The following is a 21,721-nucleotide window of genomic DNA, read 5'->3' on the forward strand; positions in this document are numbered from 1 at the left end:
CTGCTAGGGGTATGGCTTCATCGTACAAACGAGAAAGCGCCCTGTCCATCTCCGAACAGGGCGCTTTACTGTATGCTTTTTGGTTATGTGTATTTTCGTTACATGTAGGGGAGCTTACGCCGGCTCGCCCGCAGACGCTTCTTCGAGTGCCACGCCCTTGAGCCCCATCGCTTCGTAGGTGGCACCGTCAAACGCATCAACAGTCGCCTGTACCTCATCCATGATCGCCTGTGGGCCCTTCACATAGTCAAGGTCAAGGCTCACATGACCAGCAATGTGCGGCAAGATCTCCCAGCTGGGCTTGCAGTTAATGCGATGCGACTCGTTGTGCCAGCGGTCGAACGGAGTGCCGTGTTCGTCTTCGCGGCTCTTGCCCATCTCCATCATGAGCGTGCGATTCACGCCCTGAATGGCCTTCGCCGGACGCACACGCTGGGCACGCCCGTCCTGGTTTACGTAAGTCCCCACCGTTTCCACAACCATAGCCGCGGGCAGCGCCACATTGGCAGCAGGCAGCGTCTCGTTCGTTGTGTTGTAGTGGTGCAAGATTACGTTCACCCCTTCCAGGTCGCCAAGCTCGCACAGCTCCGACGCCACTGGATCGTCTTCAAGCACGTATAGCACATCGACGTCGCCATTCTGGATGCGTGTGCGCAGCAGCTCTGCATCGGCAGGTTGGATGCCGAGGCGTTCACAGCCTTGCGCATTGGGCGTCTTGTCGTCGGTGATGAGCCAGTCGTCGCCTGCCCCCGGTTCGATATGTGGCAGGTAGACTGGCGCCTCTGCCCCAAGGTGCTCAGCCAGCTGCGTGAGCAGGTAGTTATCTTCGACAGTGGCGTAAGCCGACCCAAGGAACTGGATGCGGTCGCCGTCTGCAGAACCCAGCAGCGCAGCAGCCTTCGCATAGGCTTGCGTCCAGCTGGCGTTGACACGTTCGCCGTTGCGGCGCACCTGTGGGCCTTCGGGGCGGTCGTCGTTGAAGCGGTCGTAGACGATGCGATCTTCGTCGGGCAGCCAGTACTCGTTCACCTCCATGTTCTGGCGCGGCGTGATGCGAAGCACCTTGTTGTCGCGCACCCAGTATTCGCAGTTTGCGCCGGTGGCGTTGGTCGTTACGATCGAAGGCGACGAACTCATCTCCCAGATGCGCGCCTTGAAGCGGAAGTCGGTCGCGGTGAGCGCACCTACCGGGCATAGGTCAATGGTGTTCATCGAGTAGGCGTCGTCGAAGTCCTTGCCCGGCGCCGTAATGGGGTAGTTCTGTACCCCCCGGTTGTTGATCGTAAGCTGCCCGCTTTCGGAGATTTCGTCCGTGAAGCGCGTGCAGCGCGTGCAGTTGATGCAGCGCTCCGCGTCCAACGTGACACGGGGGCCCAGTTTGACACGTTTGGGTTTATGCACCTTACGAAACTCGAAGCGCGACCCTTCAGGACCGTACTTGTACGCCTGAATCTGCAGCGGGCAGTGCCCGGCCTGGTCGCAGATGGGGCAGTCAAGTGGGTGATTGATGAGCAAGAACTCCAGTGTGTCTTTCTGCGCCTCGCGCACGGCATCCGACGTGCGGTGCGTCTTTACGACCATCCCATCTTGCAGGCCAATGGTGCAGCTGGTCTGCATCCCGGGCATGAACTGGATGTTCGGGTTTCCCTCTTCATCGGTGACCAACTCGCCAGTGCCCCGGTCGCGTTCGGGCGTACCCACTTTGACCAGGCACTGCCGGCAGTTGGCCGGAATCGACATAGCAGGGTGATAACAGAAGTGCGGCAGCTCTACGCCCTTATCGAGGCAGAACTGAAGCAGCTTGTCGTGATGGTTTTCGTCGTACTCGTAGACGTGGCCATCAATTTCAACAGTAGGCATAGCCGGTGACGGGAAGCTGGGTCAACAAAAGCAACGGGAGCAAGGCGGCTTACGTATCCATGTCAAACACATAAACGCCGCTTGCCACTATGTGATAATCGGGTACTGGCAGGGAATTGCTGGCGGGCGAATCGGTTTCGCGTGCCGGGCCATGGGCAGCCTCGTTCTCCATGCGGCCAAGTACGCCCTGCACTACAGCCCATCCGTGCGTCTCGGTTGGCACCGTAAATACGTAGGCGTCTTGTTCTGTGCGCGCCACATCAATACGAAGCGGAGACGCTGTGCCGTTGTCAAGCGCAAGCCAGCATCCTTTGTTCTGGCAAACTTGTGTGATACGGCCTTCCACTACGATCGTTTGGCCATCAAGCGCATCCAGCTGCTGGGTGATGTCAACGGTGCTCATAGGCGCGTTCAGGTCAACCGGCGTACCAAAATGCTGGCCGGTTGCCGCCGACTCTGTGTCTGAGGCACAGCCGGCAATCGCGGTGCAAAGAAGGAGGGCCACCAGCAGGGTACCCATCAGGCGAAACGTGTACATTGAGGTAACTCGCAAGGGGATGGAGGCAGCGGAAAAACAGTGCATAGGGTACAGCCGGACAGCTTTTGCTGCCTCATGTTGGCCTCGTGCATCTTTGTCTATGCTCACTTAGGCTGTGGCAGCAGCTCCGGATGAGAGCTCAGCGCCCGTAGGGTGCATCGACGGCTTGCACTTAGCTTCAAAGTCTTCGCGGAAGCGGTTGACCGTGTTTCGCACTGGCCAGGCTGCTGCATCAGCAAACGCGCAGATCGTGCGGCCTTCCATCTGGTCGCAGAGGTCGAGCAAAAGGTCAAGGTCACGCATGTTGCCTTCGCCCTCGTCGATACGCGTAACGATGGCCTCAAGCCAGCCGGTACCTTCACGGCACGGGGTGCACTGTCCGCAGCTCTCGTGCTGGTAGAAATGCGTTACACGGCGCAGGTACGACACCATGTCGGTATCTTCATCGAGCACAAGCATACCACCAGTGCCAAGCATTGAGCCTGCCTCTTGGAGGCTCTCTGAGTCCATTGTAACGCCTTCAAGGCTGTCCCCACGAAGCGGTGGAACGGATGACCCTCCGGGCACGACTGCTTTCACGGCCTTTCCTCCAATTACGCCCTGGGCCACCTCATCAATGAGGTCGGTAATGAGCATGCCTGTAGGATACTCGTATACGCCCGGTCGATTTACGTGGCCGCTGATGCCGTAGAGCACAGGACCGGGGTGCGCCTCGGCGCCCGTGTTTGCAAACCATTCGCCGCCTTTCTCGATGATGAGCGGTGCGTGGGCGAGCGTTTCAACGTTGTTAATCGTTGTAGGACTGGACCACAGTCCCTTCTGTGCAGGAAACGGCGGCTTGTAGCGCGGGTAGCCTCGCTTGCCTTCGAGGCTCTCCATCAGGCTGGTCTCTTCGCCGCAGATGTAGGCACCCGCCCCCTTGTGGATCACGATATCCATCGAGAAGTCGGTGCCCATGATGTTGTCGCCCACGTATCCCTTGTCGTAGGCGTTCTGCAGCTGATCCTCCATGAGGCGGATCCAGTCTGCGTACTCGCCACGCACGTACACGTAGCAGGCATCGAGCTGCATGGCATAGCCTGCAATCAGGATGCCCTCGAACATGAGGTGCGGATTGTATTCCATGATCTGCCGGTCTTTGAACGTGCCCGGCTCGCTCTCGTCGGCGTTGCAGGCGAGGTAGCGAGGCCGGTCGTCGGGCTCCGGCATGAAGCTCCACTTCAGTCCGGTTGGGAAGCCGGCCCCCCCGCGCCCGCGAAGGTTCGACGCTTTCACCTCGTTGGTGACCGACTCAGGCGTCCAGTCGTCGTTCTCAAGTACGTCGCGCAGCCGGTTGTAGCCGTTGGCCTTGCTCTCGTAGACCTCCAGCTTGTGCAGATCGCGGATAGGGGGCAGCAGGACGCGCTCGTAGTTGCGCCAGTCGCCCGCTTTGGTCGCTCCGGTATTCAGTTCCATAACAGTTCGGGGATTGGGCTGCGTGCAGCAAAGGCCGCTGCAGCTGCGTGGTTGAGAAACAGATGTAAGCAGATGTATGAGACGGAAAGCCGTGCTGACCCTCCGTGCAGAAGGCTATGCTGTAGCGCCTGCAGATGCTACAACGGCTGAAGACACAGGTTATTCCTCAGCGGCAAGGGAGGCACCGTGGGATGTATCGTGCGCCGTACCGTAGGCAGTTTCGGCGGACTGCATCCAGGTGCGCAGCAGCGTGAGGGCGCGGTTGCGCTGGTGCCAGAGCGTCCAGAAGTAGACGGCCCCGGCCCCTTGTATGGCTGCGAAGGCCGAACCGGCGCCGAACACGCCCAATGCTTGCAGTTCGGTGACCGATCCGCTCCCCGACAGATATTGGTGCATGAGCACAGCGGGAAGTAGCACCGCCATAAGCGCCATCACACCGCTAAGGCTGAGCAGCCAGGTCTTTTGCCACTGCCACTCCTGCTGCATCGCATCGATGGCGCGTACCCCCTGCTTCTGGACCGTCGCCTGTTCGCGTCGGGTCAAAGCCTCAAAGAGTGGATCGGGAGCATTCATATCAGGCGGCGCTGCAGTGCACGATCGCAAGAGAAAAACTACTTAATCGTTTCAGAGCGCGGGGGCGTCTGGTACGTTTCAGTAGCCTCCGCATCGGAGCGTCGGTTTCCGCCCATTTCGTCTTCATCCTGCGGTAGCGTCATCGAAACAAACGGCGGCATCTTGCCTTCTTTGAGATCTTCAAGCAGCGCGTCCACCTTTTCCTCTGTAAGGTTGTGGACATAGGGGCCGTTGGTGACCTGCATCATCGGGGCTGAACCGCAGCATCCGAGGCACTCGACCTCTTCGACGGTGAAGAGTCCATCGTCGGTCGTTTCGCCTTTGTGGATGCCGAGTTTTTCTTCCAGGTAGTGCAGAATATCATATCCCCCCATCATCTGGCAAGAGAAGCACGTGCACACATCGAGCACGAATTTTCCTTTCTCCTCCTTGTAGTACTGCGTGTAGAAGGTTGCCACACCATAGGCCCGGGCGTAATCCATGTCGAGCGTGTCGGCGCACAGCTCGATCGCCTCGGGCGGCAGATAGCCATATTTTTCCTGCGCCATCCACAGCACATCCATGATGGCCGACTTCGGATCGGGGTACTTGGCCTTGCGCGTTTCAATGCGCTCCTGCTCGTCTTCGGTCCAGACCAGCTCCTCATCAGGAATCTGCTGTTCGGGCTGCTGATCGGGCAGCTTAACGATGGGGCGTTGGATGTCGAATTGAGACATAAAGGCAGAGGGATGCGGTGGGTATCAGCAGGTAACGTAAGGGGAATGCAGATTCGATTACTTGTCGGCTTCGCCCATCACTGGGTCCATCGACCCGATGATCACGACCGTATCGGCGACCAGCGAGCCTTCCATAATGTACTCCATGCCCTGCAGGTTTGTGAATGAGGGGGCGTTGACGCGCATGCGTGCCGGGCGGCCGGTACCGTCGGAGGTGAGGTAGAAGCCCAGTTCGCCCTTCGGGCTCTCAATGGCGTGGTAGGCATGAGCTCCTTTCGGAGCGACCGTACCAACATCGGTATACATGAAGTCGTGAATCATGCCCTCCATCGAGTAATAAACCTCCTCTTTAGAAGGGTAGGCTTGCTTGGCATCGTCGGAGCGAATGGGCCCCTCAGGCATGCGTTCGAGACACTGCTCAATGATGCGAATGCTCTCGCGCATCTCTTCCATGCGCAGGAAGTAGCGCGCCAGGCAGTCGCCTTCTTCGCGCACGGGCACGTTGAAGTCTACCTCATCATACTTGAGGTACGGCTCGAAGCGGCGGATATCGTACTTCACGCCCGAGCCGCGCAGGTTAGGACCCGTCATGCCAAGTTCGAGCGCCTCTTCTCGTGTGATGCGCCCGACGTCCTTGTTGCGATCGATCCAGATGCGATTGCGGTTCAGGAAATCTTCCCAGCGCGAAAGCTCGGCCTCGAAGCTCTCGGTGAATGCGCGGATGCGCCGGATCGCCTCAGGCGAAATGTCGCTGGCCAGACCGCCGATGCGGCTGTGGCTGACTGTGAAGCGCGCCCCAGCGACCTCGTCAAAAATCGAGTAGACATCTTCGCGCTGCTGGAATGTCCACAGAAACCCTGAGACGGCGCCGGCATCCATGAGTCCTACCCCGAGCCAGAGGCAATGCGAGGAGATGCGGGCCAGCTCGCACATGATCATGCGAATCCATTGCGCCCGCTCGGGCACTTCGATGCTGGCCAGCTTCTCAACGGCCAGGCACCAGGCTACATTGTTCGAGTAAGGTGAGAGGTAGTCCATGCGGTCGGTGTACGGCATGAACTCCTGATACGTCTTGTGCTCCGCGAGCTTCTCAATGCCACGGTGCAGGTAGCCAATGTCAAGCACGGCCTTCTCGATGGTCTCGCCGTCGAGCTTCACCACGCAGCGCAGTACGCCGTGTGTGGCCGGGTGCTGCGGACCAATATTGAGGATCATCTCGTGCTCCAGCGGATCTTTGGCGATCTCCGCTGCCGGAAGACTATCTCCCGAAGCCCCGTCGCCCGCTGCCTGCGCGGCAGCAGCGCGTTTCTCTTCGATCCATGCATGCTTGCTTTCAAGCCGCTCGTAGATCTTTTCGTTGTGCTTGGGCCAGAAGCGAAACTTGTCGCCAAAATCAAGACCAGGAAAGGACGGTGCGTCAGCCATAGGAGAGCAACAGGTAAATCGGAGAGTGCAGGCAACGAGTGCCTGACGAGTAGCGTTGGGTGTACCCGCGTGCAGTCAGGGGCGAGCAGGAGCGATCAGGGAAGCGCCGCACGACCGGGTACAGTTGGAATCTCGTTCAGCGCGTCAGTCATCATCTTCTACGGGAGGCTCTTCGTAGCTCTTCACAGGCTTAGAGCCATGCGCCGCAGCAAACGGATCCATCGTCAGCTCGCCATCGGGAGCCTGTGGCGGAAGGGGAAGCGACCCGGGCACGCCCAGCTGCGGAAATTCCTTGCGCAGCGGATAGTACTCAAAATCTTCGGGCATGTACATGCGTCGCAGGTCGGGATGCCCGTCGAAGATCAGCCCCAGCATGTCATAGGCTTCGCGCTCATTCCAGTTGGCCGAGCGGTAGACGGACGTTACCGTAGGCACGTGCAGGTCGTCCTCATCAACCCGGATCTTCACTCGGAGGCGCTTCTGCGCATCCATGTTCACGACGTTGTAGAACACTTCAAAGCGCTCCTCCTGCGTGAACCGGTCGATGCCGCCCAGATCCGCCAGGTAGACGAAGCCTTGCTCCTCACGCAAGAACCGGCAGACATCAGCGATCCGGCTTTTCGGGACGTACACCGTGTCCTCGTTTGCATACGTTTCAACCGGCCCGATTGCATCTTCGCCAAACGCTTCGACCAGTGCGTTAAGCGTTTCGGGGCAGTGGGTAGTCGATTTTGCATGGGGGTTCTCCTCACTACCCGAGATAGCCGCATCGGCCGGGGTGTAGTGAAACTTTAGCACTTCAGGGTCGGGCGACGATGTGGAGTCGTTATCAGGCATAAAGCGCGCAGCAGCGATAGCGGAAGACAATCAGGGCGAGAGAGCAGTCAGAGCAAGAGGCGGATGGTACGGCATCCAACTTACGCCGCAGGGGGCGCGGCCGGTGTCGGGATTGAAGGCGTTTTCGGCTTCTCAAGCTGACCAGGGTACTGAATGGTGTTTTCGGGGATCAGCGGGGCGTTCTTGTACGGATTCCCCGACGTGTAGTCTTGCGTGATGGTATACTCGTTGCGCACCTTTTCCTGGATGTCCATGAGCGCATGCAGCACAGCTTCAGGACGCGGCGGGCACCCGGGAATGTAGACGTCTACAGGCAAGAAGTTATCGCAGCCCTGTACGACGCCGTAGCAGCGATGCATCCCGCCCGTAGAGGCGCAGGCTCCCATCGCGATGCACCATTTCGGATCTGCCATCTGATCCCACACGCGGCGGATAGCGTGGCTCATCTTGTACGATACCCATCCGGCCACGATCATCAGGTCGGCCTGGCGGGGCGAGAAACGCATGGCTTCGCTGCCGAAGCGCGCTGCATCATACTTGGGCCCGGCAAAGGCCATCATCTCGATTGCGCAGCAGGCCAGCCCCATGGGCATAGGCATGAGCGAGTTAGAACGCGCCCAGTTGACTACAGCGTCGACACGGGTCGTGAAGAAGTTTTCACCACCACTAAAGGGGGAGGAACCAGCCATTGTAATACGTTGAGTCTGTGAAAAGAGAGCGCTTCCCGAAGCGCATGCTTGGCGGCACTATGGCCTTGCCAGCACACAAAATGTAATGATGAAGCTCCACCCCCTGTTTCGGCATAGGCGCTCACGCAGCCAAAATTATTGCAAGGAGCGCACAATGTGGGCGCTTTTCTAACACGCACTAGCTTCATACACGCAGCAACTGCGCCAACGGAGGGCTATTTCACGTAGTAGCAACTGCTGCGTCTGCCGACTGCCCCCCACGCCTCGATCAGAATAGCACGCCTTGCATCTCGATTATGCAACGGTCAGATAAGCCGGTCGTTAATCGATTACGACCTGTAGCGCTTGCATTTTTCTACATCGTGCGTTGGTACAAGCAGGTTCTCAGCCACAAGCGCTCAGTCAAAGTCCAGCCCGCCTTTCTTGATATCGTATACCAGTCCGAGCGTAAGGATCGCTACAAAGAGACCGACCACGCTGAGTACGCCGACGGTAGCCACGATGCCCGCATCGATGAACTGGTGAAAGCTCACAGCCCACGGATACATGAACACCACCTCAATGTCGAACACGATGAAGATCATCGCAACGAGGTAGAACTTCACCGAATATCGTTCGCGGGCCGACCCGATGGGGTCCATCCCACTCTCGTACGGCGTACGCTTCATCTGGTTAGGACGGCTTGGCCCCAGCAGGTACGCAGCCGCCAACAGCGTAAGGGAGAGCCCCAACGCGATGAGCACAATCACAAAAAGTGGTATGAAGTCGGCAAACATGTAAACGCGGGTCGGTAAAGGCGGAATGCCAAAAGGAATTGTAGCATGTTCACGCTACCAAAGCAGGGAGTCGGATGCAACGCGCTCCCGCACCTGCATTCCGAAAAGCCGGTAAAGAAGGCATGCGGCCGGGCATTTTCTAATGGCACCTTGCGTTGCGGCTCCCCGTAAGAAGAGTGCATGCGCTCGGCCCTTCTCCAAGTAGAAGTTTTAAAGTTTGCCCATGACAACCACAACCCAACTCTATATTGACAACGCCGCACGGATGGAGGCGCTCGACGATGCCTCTGTTGATCTCATTGTCACGTCGCCCCCGTATCCCATGATTGAGATGTGGGACGACCTGTTTGCTTCATGGGCCCCTGAAAGCCAGCAGGCGTTGGAAGACGGTACGCCCGATGCTGCATTCGACATCATGCACCAGGCGATGCATAGCGTATGGGAGGAGTGCGCTCGTGTGCTTAGAGTGGGCGGTATCTGCTGCATCAACATCGGCGACGCCACCCGTACAACAGGTGGCACGTTTCGCCTCTACCCTAATCATGCTCGTATTATAGAGGACGTAACTGCGCTCGGACTGCACCAGTTGCCGGGCATCTTGTGGCGAAAGTCAACCAACAAGCCCAACAAGTTTATGGGATCCGGCATGATCCCTCCCAGCGCATACGTGACCCTCGAACACGAACACATTCTTATCTTTCGGAAGCAAGATAAGCGCACGGTGTCCCCAAATCGGCGTGACGATCGATATGAAAGTGCTTATTTCTGGGAGGAGCGCAACCAGTGGTTCTCGGACCTTTGGACCGGTGTACGTGGCACCACACAGGCGCTGTCCAGCAAGCACAGCGACCTGCGCGCCCGTTCAGCTGCTTTTCCATTAGAGGTACCGCTGCGTCTCATCAACATGTACTCTGTTGCTGGCGACACGGTGCTCGATCCGTTCTGGGGAACAGGCACCACCTCGCTTGCTGCTGCTATGCTGCGTCGCAATTCGGTTGGCTACGAACTGGAGGCCGGGTTCACTACCGTGTTTGATGAGGCGGTTCGCACGCTTCCACAACGCTCCCATCAATACAATGCCCACCGCATTGAGCAGCATCGGCAGTTCCTCCGAGAGCGTGACGACTCATGCAAGCACACGAACCGGTTTTACGAGTTTGGTGTCGTTACTAAGCAAGAGAAAGACATCGTTCTGTATGATATCGACACCCTACAGACACCCTCGCCAAATCGCTATACATTTGCATACCAACCACATGGCGTGCAGACGGAGCTTTTTGTAGCCTGACACCTCGTGGACCGCTATTTACAGAAATGCACTTTCGTCATACTCAATATGAATATACTTTCTTGTCTTCTTGTAGAAGATGCGTGCAGCGTCAATCTCTTCATTTTGAACCGAGGTCTTACTTTCATAGCTCTCTGGCTTGATTGACACCGCTACTCCATTAAGATACCCATCAACTCCTTTCGCCTCTTCTTCGGGCGTAGATAACGACCATGATATATTTTTCTCTTCCGACAAATACTCAAGGATCGCGCGCTGTATGAGTAACCCCTCTGCAGTCTTAATCAGGATGAGATCTTTTAGCCACGCCTCGATCATCTCCTCGTCAATCTTTTTGATGGCCTGGCGGAGCTTTTCAATATGCGACTTAGAATCTGTTTTGATATGCCGTTAGAGGCGGCTGAGGGCCAATCGTAGCGACGCGAGCCGGACCATGGCGGCACTCGTCTCGGCCAGGCGCTCGTACTCCTTCGCAAGTCGCCGCCAGCCCCCCAACCAGCCGAGTGTTCGTTCGACAATCCAGCGCTTCGGCTCGACGGAGAAGCCCGGCTCTTCGGAGTCGGATTCGGTGATCTCAAGCCGAAGCCCAAGCGCTTCCTCAAGGTCGTCTTCGAGATCGCCGCGGTAGGCCTTGTCAGCGAAGACCGCTTCAAGACGTTCGCTTCGCTGTTCAGCCCGTTCAATGAGCTTGAAGGCGTGCTGGCTTTCGTGCTCATTGGCGGCGTGAATGCCGACGGCCCACGTCCAGCCCTGCGTGTCCGTGAGTATGTGCCGTTTGCGCCCTTTGACTTTTTTATTGCCGTCAAAGCCGCACAGACCGCCTGAGCGGGTGATCGAAACCGATTGGCAGTCAATAATTACCACGCTGGGCTCGGGTTCGCGCCCGGCTTCTCGCCGTGCGCCTCGCCGGGCTATGCTGAGCAGACGTGCGATTACGCCGCGCTGTTTCCACGTTCGGAAGTAGTAGTACACCGTCTGCCACGGCGCAAATCCACCAGGCAACATTCGCCACTGACATCCCGTTTTGACCACGTAGAAAATCGCATCCAGAATGTCGCGGCGCAGGTCATGTTGGCGGTGGCGCGAGGTATTGAGAACCGCTTTAATGTTGTGCCATTGGGAGTCCGTCAAATCGGAGCTATAGTCTTTGCGCATAGCTTCGGTGTCGCTTTCGGTGAAACGTCTGTTCACCACCGAAAACGAGGCGGACTCCCGTTCGTTTTCACTCGCGACGTGTGAAATCAAAACAGGTTCTTAACTTTTTCCTTTGCCGTTTGAATTGCATCTGGGTGCCGGTGCACGTACCATTTCTTCCACTCAGCGAACGTATGTGCGTCCGTCTCCTCAATTAAATTAGACATCTGGCCAACCACCTTCGGGCACGTAGCCTGGCTGTTCTGATTCGCTAGATTTAAGAGCTGTGTCGTGTATTTAGGGAAGTCATATGGATCTAAATCGGAAGCATCATACAACTCATCTGCGCTCAGCCGGTCGTTGGCCATCAGGAAGGTTCTTTTTTGCGAGATACATTGACCTTGCAATGTGTTACCATATTAACATGACGTGCAGAGGTTTTTGTCTATCACAAAGATAAAGCCTCTACAATTACCCCACCCTCCCCTTTTATGCGGAACTACACGTTGCGCTGCAGGCTATGGCCACCTGGAACCACGCGCTGTCTTTTTACTGATGCCCCAGCCAGTCATGGAAACGCTCTCCTTTCGCAACGACGATGAGATGCCGATCGTTGGACTCGGCACCTGGAAGTCGGCCCCCAACGAGGTCTACAACGCCGTTAAGATTGCCCTCAACGCAGGGTACCGCCATATCGACTGCGCCCCCATCTACGGCAACGAGGCCGAAGTAGGCCGCGCACTCACCGAGTCGTTTAACGACGGCCCCCTCGAACGAAACGACGTCTGGGTCACCTCTAAGCTCTGGAACGACGCCCACGCTCCCGAGGACGTACGGCCGGCCCTCAAGCAAACGCTGAACGACCTGCAGCTCGACGCGATCGATCTCTATCTCATCCACTGGCCCGTTGCGCACAAACCCGGCGTGACCATGCCGGATTCGCCTGACGGACTCGTTGGCCTCGACGATATGCCCCTCGCTGACACCTGGGCCGCTATGGAGGAACTCGTCGATGACGGCCTCGCACGGCACATCGGCGTGTCGAACTTCAACATTCCGAAACTTCAGGGGCTTATCGGGGATGCGGAGCGCTATGCCCCCGAGATGAATCAGATTGAGCTCCACCCCTACCTGCAGCAGCCCGAGATGCTTGACTTCGCAGCCGAGCATGGCATCCACCTCACCGCGTATTCCCCGCTTGGCTCGCTCGACCGCCCCGACTCCATGAAATCCGATAACGAGCCGATTCTACTGGAGGATGAGACAATCGGTGCGATTGCCAACAAGCACGGTGCAACGCCCGCACAGGTGCTCATCAGCTGGGCAGTTCACCGCGGCACCGCCGTCATTCCCAAGTCGGTACATGCCGGTCGTATCAAGGAGAACCTGGCCGCTGCCCGCGTTTCGCTCACCGACGACGACATGCAAGCTATCGCCACACTCAATCGCGGACAGCGCTACGTCGACGGCAGCGGGTGGACAGGCCCAGACAGTCCGTACTCCCTGTCTGGCCTGTGGAACGCGTAGCACCGGTTAGCACCGATTAGCAGTAACAGAGCAACAGCAGGTCAGGTAGCACGGCCCTGTACCACGCCCTCATACAGGCAAAATCGAACAGCAACAGACGAACGGTTCGAAAACAAAGGCTGATGATCTTGAGTTAATGCGTCAGCATATGGTGCACAGGATTCGTGATATGAACAGGGTTCACGGAAAGATAGCGAACCCTGTCCGCACAGCCGCGTGCCCCGCTCCTGTACGCTTGTCTCGTACGCTTGCGCTTCGTAACTGCGTCTTGCAAGCGTGAACCTCCCTCCCGGTTATTTATCATTCATCTGCGCCCCCCATGGCTCTCCTTGCGCCCTCTATCATCGCCGCTGATTACGGCCATCTGCACGATCAAGCCAACGACGCCCTCGACGCCGGTGCCAACTGGTTGCACCTCGACGTGATGGACGGACAGTTTGTACCAAATCTGACGATCGGTCCCGATATCGTGGCCGCCATGCGTCCGATTGCTGATGCGCACGGGGCGCTGCTTGATGTGCACATGATGGTGGAAGAGCCCGGGCGCTTTGTGGATGCGTTTGCCGATGCTGGCGCCGATGTCTACACCGTACATGTGGAAGCCTGCACGCACCTGCACCGGGTGCTGCAGCAGACGCATGATGCGGGCATGCAGGCAGCAGTAGCCCTCAACCCCGGTACACCGCTCACCGCGCTCACCGCTGTACTTCCCATGGTTGACATGGTGCTTGTGATGTCCGTCAACCCGGGCTTTAGCGGGCAGTCGTTCATCGACGCGAGCACGGCCCGCGTACAGACGCTGCACCGGCAGCTCAACGCGCTTGGGTCCAATGCGTACCTACAGGTTGACGGCGGCGTGAAGCCGACCAACGCACGGGCGCTCACGCAGGCCGGGGCCGATGTGCTCGTGGCCGGAAGCGCTGTCTTCGGAGGCGATGCTTCCATCGCAGAGAACGTGCAGTCGTTTCGCGAAGCCCTCACGATCGAAGTGTAGCGCTCCGCATCCCTCTGCCCCCGGTGCTTCTGCACTTGTATTCTTTATACCGCATTACGTATGGATACGCCCGTTGCGCTGGTTACCGGCGCCAACTCTGGAATCGGTAAGGCTACCGCCGAGGGCCTGCTGCAAAAGAACTACCACGTGGTTCTGTGGTGCCGCTCCCAGGAATCGGCAGCGCGCACCGAGGAAGAGGTGCGCCGCTCAACCGGATCGGATACTACCGATACGATCGCAGCCGACCTTACCGACTTCGACGCGATTCGCGGTGCCGCGCAGACCGTAAAAGATCGGTACGACCGCCTTGATGTGCTGGTAAACAACGCGGGGGTGCTCAAGGAGACTACCGATCGCAACGACGAGGGCGTCGAGGAGACCTTTGCAGTCAACTACCTGGCTCCGTTTCTCCTCTCGCACTTGCTGCTCCCGCTGCTCACCCGCACCGCCGATGAGCATGGCGAGGCCCGCGTCGTAAACGTAGGATCAGATGCCCACCGGGGGGCTCTTCGATTTGATGCCGACGTAATGAGCGAAGGCGATGCAGGCCTTACCGCATACATGCAGTCAAAGCTCGCGCTGGTGCTCTTCACCAACGAACTGGCGCGCCGCCTGAAGCCCACGGGCGTAACGGTGAACTGCGTACACCCCGGCGTGGTAGCCACCAACATCTGGCGCGGACCGGGCGTGTTCTCGTGGCTGGCACGCCGCGTAAAGTGGTTCTTCAACTCCCCCGAAACCGGTGCCGAGGGGCCGCTCTACCTGGCCACGTCCGACGATGTCGAAGGCGTAACAGGCGCCTATTTCGACGAGACCAACCGCACAAAGCCCGCTGTGGCTGCCTTTGACGAAAAAGCGGCTGCCGAGCTCTGGCACCGCAGCATGGAGCTGGTCGACCTGAACCCGGAAGACACGCTCTATGAGCCGCCAGACATGTAGCACCATCTTCTATCACCATCTGCGGCTATTGCCTGCAACGCCAGACGCCCGCGACTCCATCATGGAATAATGGAGCAGCGGGCGTTTCTGGTTCTGAGCAGATGATGCAGCGACCCGCAGGCCCCTCGGAAGCTACTTTGCTACAGACGGTCTACCGAGATCGCTGACGGGGAAGCTGCGGGTAGGGGACCATCGGAAAATCGCCGGTAAGCGATTCCAGGAAGGCGACCATCTGGTCGACCTCTTTGTCGTTAAACGTGCGCCCGAGCTGTGCTTCGCCCATGATGGAAACGGCCTCTTCCAGCGTTTCAGCCGAGCCGTCGTGGAAATAGGGATACGTGCGCTCTACGTTGCGCAGCGGCGCGATACGAAAGACATACTCGTCGCCTGCGTCACCGGTGATCTCAGCGCGTCCGCGATCGTCGCCCCCCTCTACGTGCGAGAAGCGCGCAAAGCCCTGTCCGCCCAGCAGCACGCCATTGTGACAGCTGGCGCAGCCGGTATCGGTGAAGAGCTCGAGGCCGGCGAGTTGGGTCGCACTCAGCGCGTCGCGTTCGCCTTCAAGGTAGCGGTCGAACGGCGAGCCGGGCGTGATGAGCGTGCGCTCGAAACTGGCAATGGCACGTGCCACATTGTCGAAGTTGAGCGGGTCGTCGTCTTCGGGAAACGCCTCCTCGAAGAACGGCAGGTACCCTGTACTTCGCAGGCGACTTACCGCCTCTTCAGGCGTCAGGTCCATTTCAACATGGGCCTGGATGGGTCCTTTGGCCTGCTCTTCGAGCGTAGCAGCGCGCCCGTCCCAGAACTGCATGCCCAGGAAGGCAGCGTTGTAAACGGTCGGACTGGTACGCGGCCCTTCGCGCCCTTGCTCGCCAATCGCAACGCGGCGGTTGTCGACGCCTGCCGCACCTACAACATGGCACGTGTTACACGAAATGTTACCCGAGCGCGAGAGCTTCTGCTCGAAGAAGAGCTTATGCCCCAGGTCGACCCGGGCCTCGGTCATCGGGTTGTCTTCGGGCGCTTCGGCCTCGGCTGGAATCGGCTCAAACAGGCGCTGCACCCGCTCGTTGATGCCGTCGTCGGTCTCTTCGCCCGAGGTGCAGCCCGAGAGCATTGCGCCAAAAAGCAAGAACGGCGCTGCCGCAAGGAGCACGATAAGCGCAAGACGGCCGTAGCGCCACTGGGGAGATGTAGAGGATGTCGGTGATTGGGTACGCATGATTCACCTCGGCACAACCGTGCCTTAACTGATCAGAATGTGAGAGTGCTGTTGAGCAGCGCACCACAAACGGTGCGGCCCAGCACCACCGTCACGATACATGTGCACGGTGCCGCCTGCTGTAAGACCATCTCCCACACGGACTACCGGAATCCCTATTCTGCGCGCGGGAAAAATCCTTACACGGGCTCCCTTCCGCACGCACCGGTTGCACCTCACCGGTAGAATCAGTTTGTTGGATGCGGCTTATTGTTCGTGCTTTGCTCATTCGTTCGCATCCCCCCTATGCTCGACCTTTCTGATCAAGTTGTTCTCGTTACCGGAGCCAGCCGGGGCATCGGGCGGGCCATCGCAAAGGCGTGTGCTGGCGCTGGCGCTGCCGTGGCGGTGCACTACGGGCGCAGCGCCGACGCAGCGCTTGAGGTGGCTGAGATCTGCGGGCCAGAGGCGCATCCGTTTCAGGCTGACCTGACCGACCTCGATGCCACCGATGCACTCTTTGATGCGGTGGCGTCGACCTACGGGCGCGTTGACGGGCTGGTGCTGAATGCGGGCGTGGCGCGTCTCATGCCGCTGGAGGCATCGACCGACGACTGGCACGCGGACTGGCAAGACACCCTGCATGTGAACCTGCGCGCTCCCGAGCTGCTCTGCCGCCATGCGCTGCCGCATTTTCGCAGCAACGGCGGCGGGCGCATTGTGAGTGTGGCTTCGCGCGCGGCCTTCCGGGGCGACACGCTCGACTACATGACTTATGCAGCCTCGAAAGCCGGACTCGTGGCCCTCACGCGGTCGATTGCACGTGGAGCCGGGTCGGATAACGTAAAGGCATTTACGCTTGCCCCGGGGTTTACGCGCACCGACATGGCACAGGACTTCATTGACGAGTACGGGCCGGGCATCGTGCGCGACGACCTCGCGCTGAACGACCTGACCGAGCCCGAAGACATTGCGCCGATGGCTGCTTTCTTGCTCTCTGGCGCTGCCGACCACGCCACCGGAGCCACGATCGACTTGAACGCCGGAAGTTATGTGCACTGAGCGCTCATTCCGCGTGCGTATCCTGATCATCTTGTTTGGAAGGGGAGCGCGGAAAGCGCACCGTGAATGTTGTGCCTTCTCCTTTGGTACTTTCGACCGCAATCGTGCCCTCCATCATCTCGACGAGCCGCTTCGTGATAGCCAGGCCCAGTCCGCTTCCTTCAAACGCACGGGTGTTGCCCGAGGACTCCTGCACGAAGGGCTCAAAGAGCTCGGGCAGAAAGGCCTCGTTGATGCCCACCCCGGTGTCCTGAACGCGGATGATGATCTCGTGGTCGGTGGCGTCTAACATCACGTCGACCCGGCCGCCATCAGGCGTAAACTTGATGGCATTGCTGATTATGTTGTTAAGCACCCGGTGCAGGGCGCTTTTGTCGATCTCGGCATGGACAGGTGCTTCGGTGCCATGGGCTTCCAGCGTAACGTGGCTGGACTGCGCGCGGGGCTGCGCCAGCTCTATGGTGCTCTCTATCTCTTTGTCGGCGCGCACCGATTCGGGTACGACGTTCAGGGCTCCGGCTTCCAACTTCGACAGGTCGAGCACGGACTTCAGCGTTTCCATAAGCCGCTGGCTGCTCGTGTTTATAAGGTCGGCAAAGCGTTTGCGCGGTCCTTCGGACTCCTCCTGCAGGATTTCGGAGAATCCGATGATAGAGGTGAGCGGGGTGCGGATCTCATGGCTCATATTGGCAAGGAACGCCGACTTCAAACGATTCATCTCCTCGGCCTCATCACGCGCTATGCGGATCTCCTCTTCGCGCTGGATACGTTCCAAGATGCTGGCTACGTTGTGCGCCAGAATCTCCAGCAATTTTGTATCGAACGTGCTGATGCTGTCAAGCATCGGACTGGCAACCGATATCGTTCCGTAATCGCCCATTGGCAGGTATACAGACGCCTTCACAGAGCCAGGCTCCACAATAGCACCGTTCGGATCTGTTCCGTTATAGCGCACTGTTTCTTGCTCACGATAGGCCTGTACCGCGGCCTGATTACCATCGAGTGTATAGGTGGGGCGTTCGCCCTCCATAAGCTGTTCGCACCGGTCTGACACCACAACGGGCACAAGCTGATCGTCTTGCACGTAGCGGATGGCACAGATCGGGTATTTGAGTGTATTCGTGATCAGATCGCAGACCTTCGAAGCCAGTTCTTCTTTGGTCTTGATTGTTGCCAGAAGGCTTATCGCCTTGTAAAACGCCTCAACGCGCTGCTCACGCCGCAGAATGATCTGCTCGGCGCGTTTCCGCTCCGTAATGTCAATGCCAACCCCGACAACACAGAGGCGTCCATTGATTTCGGTGCGCTTCCCAGAGAAGAAGTACGGACGTGCTCTTCCTGAAACCGATAGCATATCGGCCTGAAGCGTGGCTTGTCCGTTACGGAGCACATCGGCAATCGTGTCGCGAACCGCCGACGCGTCTTCGTCTTTGAAAAAATCGGTTGGGTGCAGCTCGGAGATCTTCTCAGCCGTATACCCACTCACATTCTCAAAATTGTCATTCCATCGCAGAAACTGGCCTCGTTCAGCGTCAATGACAAAGAAGGTACCGGGCAGGCTGTCGATCACCGTATCCAGCAGGCGCTTCTGATGCGCCAGTCGTTCGGTTGCTTCTTTCTGCGCAGTGATGTCAAACAGCACGCCGAGCACGCGTATTGGGTTGCCCTGGTTGTCGTAGGACTCGATGCGTGAGCGTCCTCGAATCCAACGCGTCTCGTTGGATCCTCGTGGCGTGAGCTGATACTCAACGTATGTATCCACACCGACGTCGGTCGTCACCGGCCCCGTTTTGAGCTTATGGCGATCGGCGGCATGAACAAGCTCGAAGAAAGCATCGAAAGGATACTTGACACCTGCTTCTAACCCGATCAGACGAGCAGCTTCAGGCGAAAAGGTGACGGTCTCACTCTCAAGGTTCCATACGCTACTGCCCATTTCGGCAATCGACTGCGCCTGTTCCATGAGCAGGTTGGCGCGCTTGAGGGCTCGCTCTCTTTCCTTGCGTTCTGTAATGTCGAGGTGGGTGCCTGCAATGCGCTTTGGACTTCCGTCTTCGTTTCGTTCCACGATCTGCGCCCGTTCCAGAATCCACCGCCAGGAGCCGTCTTGGGCACGCAACCGAATTTCGAGGTCTACGAAGCTGATTTCTCCCTCGATGTGGCGCTGAAACGCGTCGAAGACGCAGTCTCTGTCCTCTGGGTGCAGCAGCTCTTCGAACGCGCCGAGTGTGGGTTCGATAGCGTCTGGGTCGTACCCAAGCATGTTAGACCACCGATCGCTGTAGTATACTTCGTCCGTCTCCACATTCCAATCCCAGAACCCGAGGTCGCCGCCCCGCAACGCCAGCTTGAGCCGGGTTCGCTCCGCTTCGATCTCAGCCTGGCGTTTGTACTCCTCGGTTACATCGCGGAAGACCAGTACGACACCGAGCAGCTTGCCTTCTTCCTTCAGGCGAATGGGCGCTGCACTGTCAGCCACCTGACGCGTCTGTCCGTCGCGCGCAGTAAGAACTGTGTCATTCGCCAGTCCTACGATACGTCCCTCACGCAGCACCTTCTCGACCGGGTTTTCGACTGGCTCTCCAGTGTGCGCATTATGGATCTGAAACACCGTAGACAGCATGCGTCCTTCCGCTTCTTCCGCCTTCCAGCCGGTCAGCCGTTCCGAGACCCTGTTCATTTCGGTGATCTTTCCCTCTGTGTCGGTTGCGATTACAGCATCCCCGATCGATTCGAGCGTGACGGCCAGATATTCTTCGCGACGACGGAGCGCTTCTTCGGCTTGCTTGCGTGCATCAATGTTAAGCAGTGCGCCATCGTGGTAAAGCACGCGCCCCTCGTCATCCTCGGTTGCATTCGCACTAATCAACCCCCAGAAGGTACTTCCGTCGGCGCGCCGAAACCTGACCTCATGGCTACGCAGGTGTCCGTCTTCGTACGTAGTCCGAATGAGCCGCTCGCGTTCTTCTTCGTTGGCATAGAGGACCGTAAGATCTGGGAGGACCAGCATCTGCTCGCGTGAGTCGTACCCGAAGATCTGCACGAATGCATCGTTCACATACTCAAGCGTGCCGTTGGCCCCCGTACGGTAAAGTCCTTCAGTTATATTCTCGTTGATCGATGAGAGCACCTCCTCTCGCTCCTCCAAGCGCTCGCGGGCTTCATAGCGCTCGGTTATGTCGCTTATGGCAACGAGAACAGCCTCCGACTCTTCAAACGTGATCGTGGAAGATGTGACCTCCACTTTGATCGTTGAACCGTCTGCACAACAGTGGCTCCACACCCCCGGAGGCGAGCGCAGGTCATCGGGGCGCTTGGTTGCCAGATAGTCTTTTAGCGCTCCGACTTCGCTCTTCGGGCGAATGTCGAAGATCGTCATGCTAAGAAAGGCCTCGCGCGTGTATCCATAGGTCGCTGTAGCGGCCTCGTTGACATCGATAAAGCGAAACGTATTCGGGTCGTATACGAACATCGGCACCGGACTTTCTTCGAAGAGCAGACGCGCTTCTTCCTCCCGGATGCGCAGCGTTTCTTCCAGCTCATTGCGTGCCGTAACGTCATCGAAATAGACCGCGAGTCCTCCTTCAAAAGGGTATGCGTTGACCCGGAACCAGGCATCAAGCGGCGGAAAGTGGGCCTCGAAATGAACGCTCTCTTGTGTATCTACCGCCTCATGATAGGCTGTGTAGAAGTCGAGGTCGACCGCATCAGGAAAGGCGTCCCAGACGTTAGCCCCGACCAGCTCTTCCCGTGAGGTCTGCAGAAGCTCTTCAGCTTTTGCGTTTACATATGTAAAACGCCAGTCGGTGTCGAGCGCGAAAAAAGCGTCGGTGATGCTCTCCAGGATGTCGGTGTGCGCATGGGGCGGTGCATGATGCGTCCATTCATGTTCCACCATTGCACCAATGTCTCGGAGCATGGCGCGGTCCGTTTCGGTCGCAGACCGTGCTTTGCTATCGAGTGCACTTACCGTACCCACGACGTATCCTTCTGGCGTTCGAACCGGCGCGCTTCCCAAAAAGCGAAACTCGGGGGTATCTGTTACAAGGGGATGCGCAGCGAACCGGCTATCGGCAGACAGGTCTTCAACAAAAAGCCGATCCTGTGTATCCACCATCTGTACGTCCCAGGTGTTGTCGACGTATTGATGGCGCTGCTCGGCAGTGAGTCCTTCACAAGCAAGAAGAGTGATACTGTCTTTCCCGATCTGCGTGATTGCGACTGCTGTAGCCTGCATTCCGCGCTCTGCTACCCGTGCAATCCGTTGCAAGGCCGACTTCAGCGATGACGTCGGCAGTACATGGCGCTGCAGCGCGCGGAGGCGTTCAGGGTCTGTTTGGGCAGACATGCGAGACAGTCAGGGCTGGTCAAAGCAATGAGCAGTGGTGCCGTAGCTACATGGTCATGAACGGAAGCGCACCTCATGGCTACAACTGCGCGTGCACACTGTATGAATAGCATACTGTGTGTAAACGCATTATATAAATACAACACGCATACAGAGGATTCAACCAACCTGCACAATAAGAAGCTACGTCTCCGAATACGTGGTATATGCTTGCAGACAGGGCTTGCACACGGGAGACAGAGTACTCTGCTGCACGAGGAGCGATTATCTTGCGGGAAGCGGCTATCTCGAGGACGGCTTACGGAAGATTTCCTTCAGCATGATGCGCCGTGCAAGCCAAGAAATGAGGTAGTGGGTCT

The 21,721-nt window shown here is 58.1% G+C and carries 19 protein-coding genes; 5 read left to right on the forward strand and 14 right to left on the reverse strand.

The window, feature by feature from the left end; translation table 11 throughout:
* Positions 1–114 precede the first annotated feature (114 nt).
* From ACZ48V_RS14850 to ACZ48V_RS14890, 9 genes are all read right to left on the reverse strand, one after another.
* Positions 115–1,860 (reverse strand): NADH-quinone oxidoreductase subunit G, encoded by a 1,746-nt coding sequence (locus tag ACZ48V_RS14850; protein ID WP_464540413.1) that lies wholly within the window; start codon positions 1,858–1,860, stop codon positions 115–117.
* Between the two features lie 49 nt (positions 1,861–1,909).
* On the reverse strand, positions 1,910–2,443 hold the full coding sequence (locus tag ACZ48V_RS14855; protein WP_464540415.1) for a DUF4920 domain-containing protein: 534 nt from the start codon (positions 2,441–2,443) through the stop codon (positions 1,910–1,912).
* Positions 2,444–2,506: 63 nt separating this feature from the next.
* On the reverse strand, positions 2,507–3,853 hold the full coding sequence (nuoF, locus tag ACZ48V_RS14860; protein ID WP_464540417.1) for an NADH-quinone oxidoreductase subunit NuoF: 1,347 nt from the start codon (positions 3,851–3,853) through the stop codon (positions 2,507–2,509).
* Between the two features lie 159 nt (positions 3,854–4,012).
* On the reverse strand, positions 4,013–4,426 hold the full coding sequence (locus ACZ48V_RS14865; RefSeq protein WP_464540419.1) for a hypothetical protein: 414 nt from the start codon (positions 4,424–4,426) through the stop codon (positions 4,013–4,015).
* Between the two features lie 38 nt (positions 4,427–4,464).
* On the reverse strand, positions 4,465–5,142 hold the full coding sequence (locus ACZ48V_RS14870; protein WP_464540422.1) for an NADH-quinone oxidoreductase subunit NuoE family protein: 678 nt from the start codon (positions 5,140–5,142) through the stop codon (positions 4,465–4,467).
* A 57-nt stretch (positions 5,143–5,199) separates the two neighbouring features.
* Entirely contained in the window at positions 5,200–6,567 is a 1,368-nt protein-coding gene (gene nuoD / locus ACZ48V_RS14875; protein ID WP_464540425.1) for an NADH dehydrogenase (quinone) subunit D, read from the reverse strand.
* 144 nt (positions 6,568–6,711) lie between these two features.
* Entirely contained in the window at positions 6,712–7,404 is a 693-nt protein-coding gene (locus tag ACZ48V_RS14880) for an NADH-quinone oxidoreductase subunit C (RefSeq protein WP_464540427.1), read from the reverse strand.
* A gap of 80 nt (positions 7,405–7,484) precedes the next feature.
* On the reverse strand, positions 7,485–8,093 hold the full coding sequence (locus ACZ48V_RS14885) for an NADH-quinone oxidoreductase subunit B (protein ID WP_464540428.1): 609 nt from the start codon (positions 8,091–8,093) through the stop codon (positions 7,485–7,487).
* 398 nt (positions 8,094–8,491) lie between these two features.
* Positions 8,492–8,869 (reverse strand): NADH-quinone oxidoreductase subunit A, encoded by a 378-nt coding sequence (locus ACZ48V_RS14890; RefSeq protein ID WP_464540430.1) that lies wholly within the window; start codon positions 8,867–8,869, stop codon positions 8,492–8,494.
* Between the two features lie 223 nt (positions 8,870–9,092).
* Between ACZ48V_RS14890 and ACZ48V_RS14895 the strand changes: the two genes are divergently transcribed.
* On the forward strand, positions 9,093–10,157 hold the full coding sequence (locus tag ACZ48V_RS14895; protein ID WP_464540432.1) for a DNA-methyltransferase: 1,065 nt from the start codon (positions 9,093–9,095) through the stop codon (positions 10,155–10,157).
* Between the two features lie 18 nt (positions 10,158–10,175).
* On the opposite strand, the gene ACZ48V_RS14900 is transcribed toward ACZ48V_RS14895, so the two are convergent.
* Genes ACZ48V_RS14900 through ACZ48V_RS14910 form a run of 3 tightly spaced genes read right to left on the reverse strand, consistent with a single transcriptional unit; the run spans position 10,176 to position 11,659 of the window.
* Positions 10,176–10,541 carry an MjaI family restriction endonuclease gene (locus ACZ48V_RS14900; RefSeq protein WP_464543145.1) on the reverse strand — a complete coding sequence of 122 codons (366 nt, stop codon included), beginning with the start codon at positions 10,539–10,541 and terminating at the stop codon, positions 10,176–10,178.
* A 6-nt stretch (positions 10,542–10,547) separates the two neighbouring features.
* On the reverse strand, positions 10,548–11,402 hold the full coding sequence (locus ACZ48V_RS14905; RefSeq protein ID WP_464538143.1) for an IS5 family transposase: 855 nt from the start codon (positions 11,400–11,402) through the stop codon (positions 10,548–10,550).
* The gene (locus ACZ48V_RS14910; RefSeq protein WP_464540433.1) at positions 11,399–11,659 is read right to left on the reverse strand and encodes an MjaI family restriction endonuclease; all 261 of its coding nucleotides are present in this window, start codon (positions 11,657–11,659) and stop codon (positions 11,399–11,401) included. Before ACZ48V_RS14910 ends, ACZ48V_RS14905 begins: the two co-directional genes overlap by 4 nt.
* Before the next feature lie 202 nt (positions 11,660–11,861).
* On the opposite strand from ACZ48V_RS14910, the gene ACZ48V_RS14915 reads away from it, so the two are divergent.
* The 3 genes from ACZ48V_RS14915 (at position 11,862) to ACZ48V_RS14925 (ending at position 14,751) form a co-directional block, all read left to right on the forward strand.
* Positions 11,862–12,818, forward strand: a complete 957-nt coding sequence (locus tag ACZ48V_RS14915) for an aldo/keto reductase (protein WP_464540435.1) — start codon at positions 11,862–11,864, stop codon at positions 12,816–12,818.
* A gap of 319 nt (positions 12,819–13,137) precedes the next feature.
* Positions 13,138–13,812 (forward strand): ribulose-phosphate 3-epimerase, encoded by a 675-nt coding sequence (rpe, locus tag ACZ48V_RS14920; RefSeq protein ID WP_353562814.1) that lies wholly within the window; start codon positions 13,138–13,140, stop codon positions 13,810–13,812.
* A 60-nt stretch (positions 13,813–13,872) separates the two neighbouring features.
* Positions 13,873–14,751: an SDR family oxidoreductase gene (locus tag ACZ48V_RS14925; RefSeq protein ID WP_464540437.1), complete on the forward strand. Its 879-nt coding sequence runs from the start codon at positions 13,873–13,875 to the stop codon at positions 14,749–14,751.
* 151 nt (positions 14,752–14,902) lie between these two features.
* On the opposite strand, the gene ACZ48V_RS14930 is transcribed toward ACZ48V_RS14925, so the two are convergent.
* Complete coding sequence (locus tag ACZ48V_RS14930) at positions 14,903–15,868, reverse strand: cytochrome-c peroxidase (protein WP_464543147.1); 966 nt, start codon at positions 15,866–15,868, stop codon at positions 14,903–14,905.
* Positions 15,869–16,258: 390 nt separating this feature from the next.
* Here ACZ48V_RS14930 and ACZ48V_RS14935 point away from each other — a divergent pair, with 390 nt between their 5' ends.
* Entirely contained in the window at positions 16,259–17,014 is a 756-nt protein-coding gene (locus tag ACZ48V_RS14935; RefSeq protein WP_464540439.1) for an SDR family NAD(P)-dependent oxidoreductase, read from the forward strand.
* A 4-nt stretch (positions 17,015–17,018) separates the two neighbouring features.
* Here the strand turns inward: ACZ48V_RS14935 and ACZ48V_RS14940 are convergent, their stop codons facing one another.
* Positions 17,019–21,362 carry a PAS domain S-box protein gene (locus ACZ48V_RS14940; RefSeq protein ID WP_464540442.1) on the reverse strand — a complete coding sequence of 1,448 codons (4,344 nt, stop codon included), beginning with the start codon at positions 21,360–21,362 and terminating at the stop codon, positions 17,019–17,021.
* Between the last annotated feature and the right edge of the window lie 359 nt (positions 21,363–21,721).

The sequence above is a fragment of the Longimonas haloalkaliphila genome (genome assembly GCF_055379825.1).

Coding starts and splice junctions, on each gene's coding strand:
- ACZ48V_RS14880 (WP_464540427.1), bottom strand. CDS start 7,404: ATGCCTGATAACGACTCCACATCGTCGCCCGACCCTGAAGTGCTAAAG.
- rpe (WP_353562814.1), top strand. CDS start 13,138: ATGGCTCTCCTTGCGCCCTCTATCATCGCCGCTGATTACGGCCATCTG.
- nuoF (WP_464540417.1), bottom strand. CDS start 3,853: ATGGAACTGAATACCGGAGCGACCAAAGCGGGCGACTGGCGCAACTAC.
- ACZ48V_RS14865 (WP_464540419.1), bottom strand. CDS start 4,426: ATGAATGCTCCCGATCCACTCTTTGAGGCTTTGACCCGACGCGAACAG.
- ACZ48V_RS14895 (WP_464540432.1), top strand. CDS start 9,093: ATGACAACCACAACCCAACTCTATATTGACAACGCCGCACGGATGGAG.
- ACZ48V_RS14930 (WP_464543147.1), bottom strand. CDS start 15,868: ATGCTCTCGGGCTGCACCTCGGGCGAAGAGACCGACGACGGCATCAAC.
- ACZ48V_RS14855 (WP_464540415.1), bottom strand. CDS start 2,443: ATGCACTGTTTTTCCGCTGCCTCCATCCCCTTGCGAGTTACCTCAATG.
- ACZ48V_RS14885 (WP_464540428.1), bottom strand. CDS start 8,093: ATGGCTGGTTCCTCCCCCTTTAGTGGTGGTGAAAACTTCTTCACGACC.
- ACZ48V_RS14910 (WP_464540433.1), bottom strand. CDS start 11,659: ATGGCCAACGACCGGCTGAGCGCAGATGAGTTGTATGATGCTTCCGAT.
- ACZ48V_RS14850 (WP_464540413.1), bottom strand. CDS start 1,860: ATGCCTACTGTTGAAATTGATGGCCACGTCTACGAGTACGACGAAAAC.
- ACZ48V_RS14870 (WP_464540422.1), bottom strand. CDS start 5,142: ATGTCTCAATTCGACATCCAACGCCCCATCGTTAAGCTGCCCGATCAG.
- ACZ48V_RS14935 (WP_464540439.1), top strand. CDS start 16,259: ATGCTCGACCTTTCTGATCAAGTTGTTCTCGTTACCGGAGCCAGCCGG.
- ACZ48V_RS14940 (WP_464540442.1), bottom strand. CDS start 21,362: ATGTCTGCCCAAACAGACCCTGAACGCCTCCGCGCGCTGCAGCGCCAT.
- ACZ48V_RS14890 (WP_464540430.1), bottom strand. CDS start 8,869: ATGTTTGCCGACTTCATACCACTTTTTGTGATTGTGCTCATCGCGTTG.
- nuoD (WP_464540425.1), bottom strand. CDS start 6,567: ATGGCTGACGCACCGTCCTTTCCTGGTCTTGATTTTGGCGACAAGTTT.
- ACZ48V_RS14915 (WP_464540435.1), top strand. CDS start 11,862: ATGGAAACGCTCTCCTTTCGCAACGACGATGAGATGCCGATCGTTGGA.
- ACZ48V_RS14925 (WP_464540437.1), top strand. CDS start 13,873: ATGGATACGCCCGTTGCGCTGGTTACCGGCGCCAACTCTGGAATCGGT.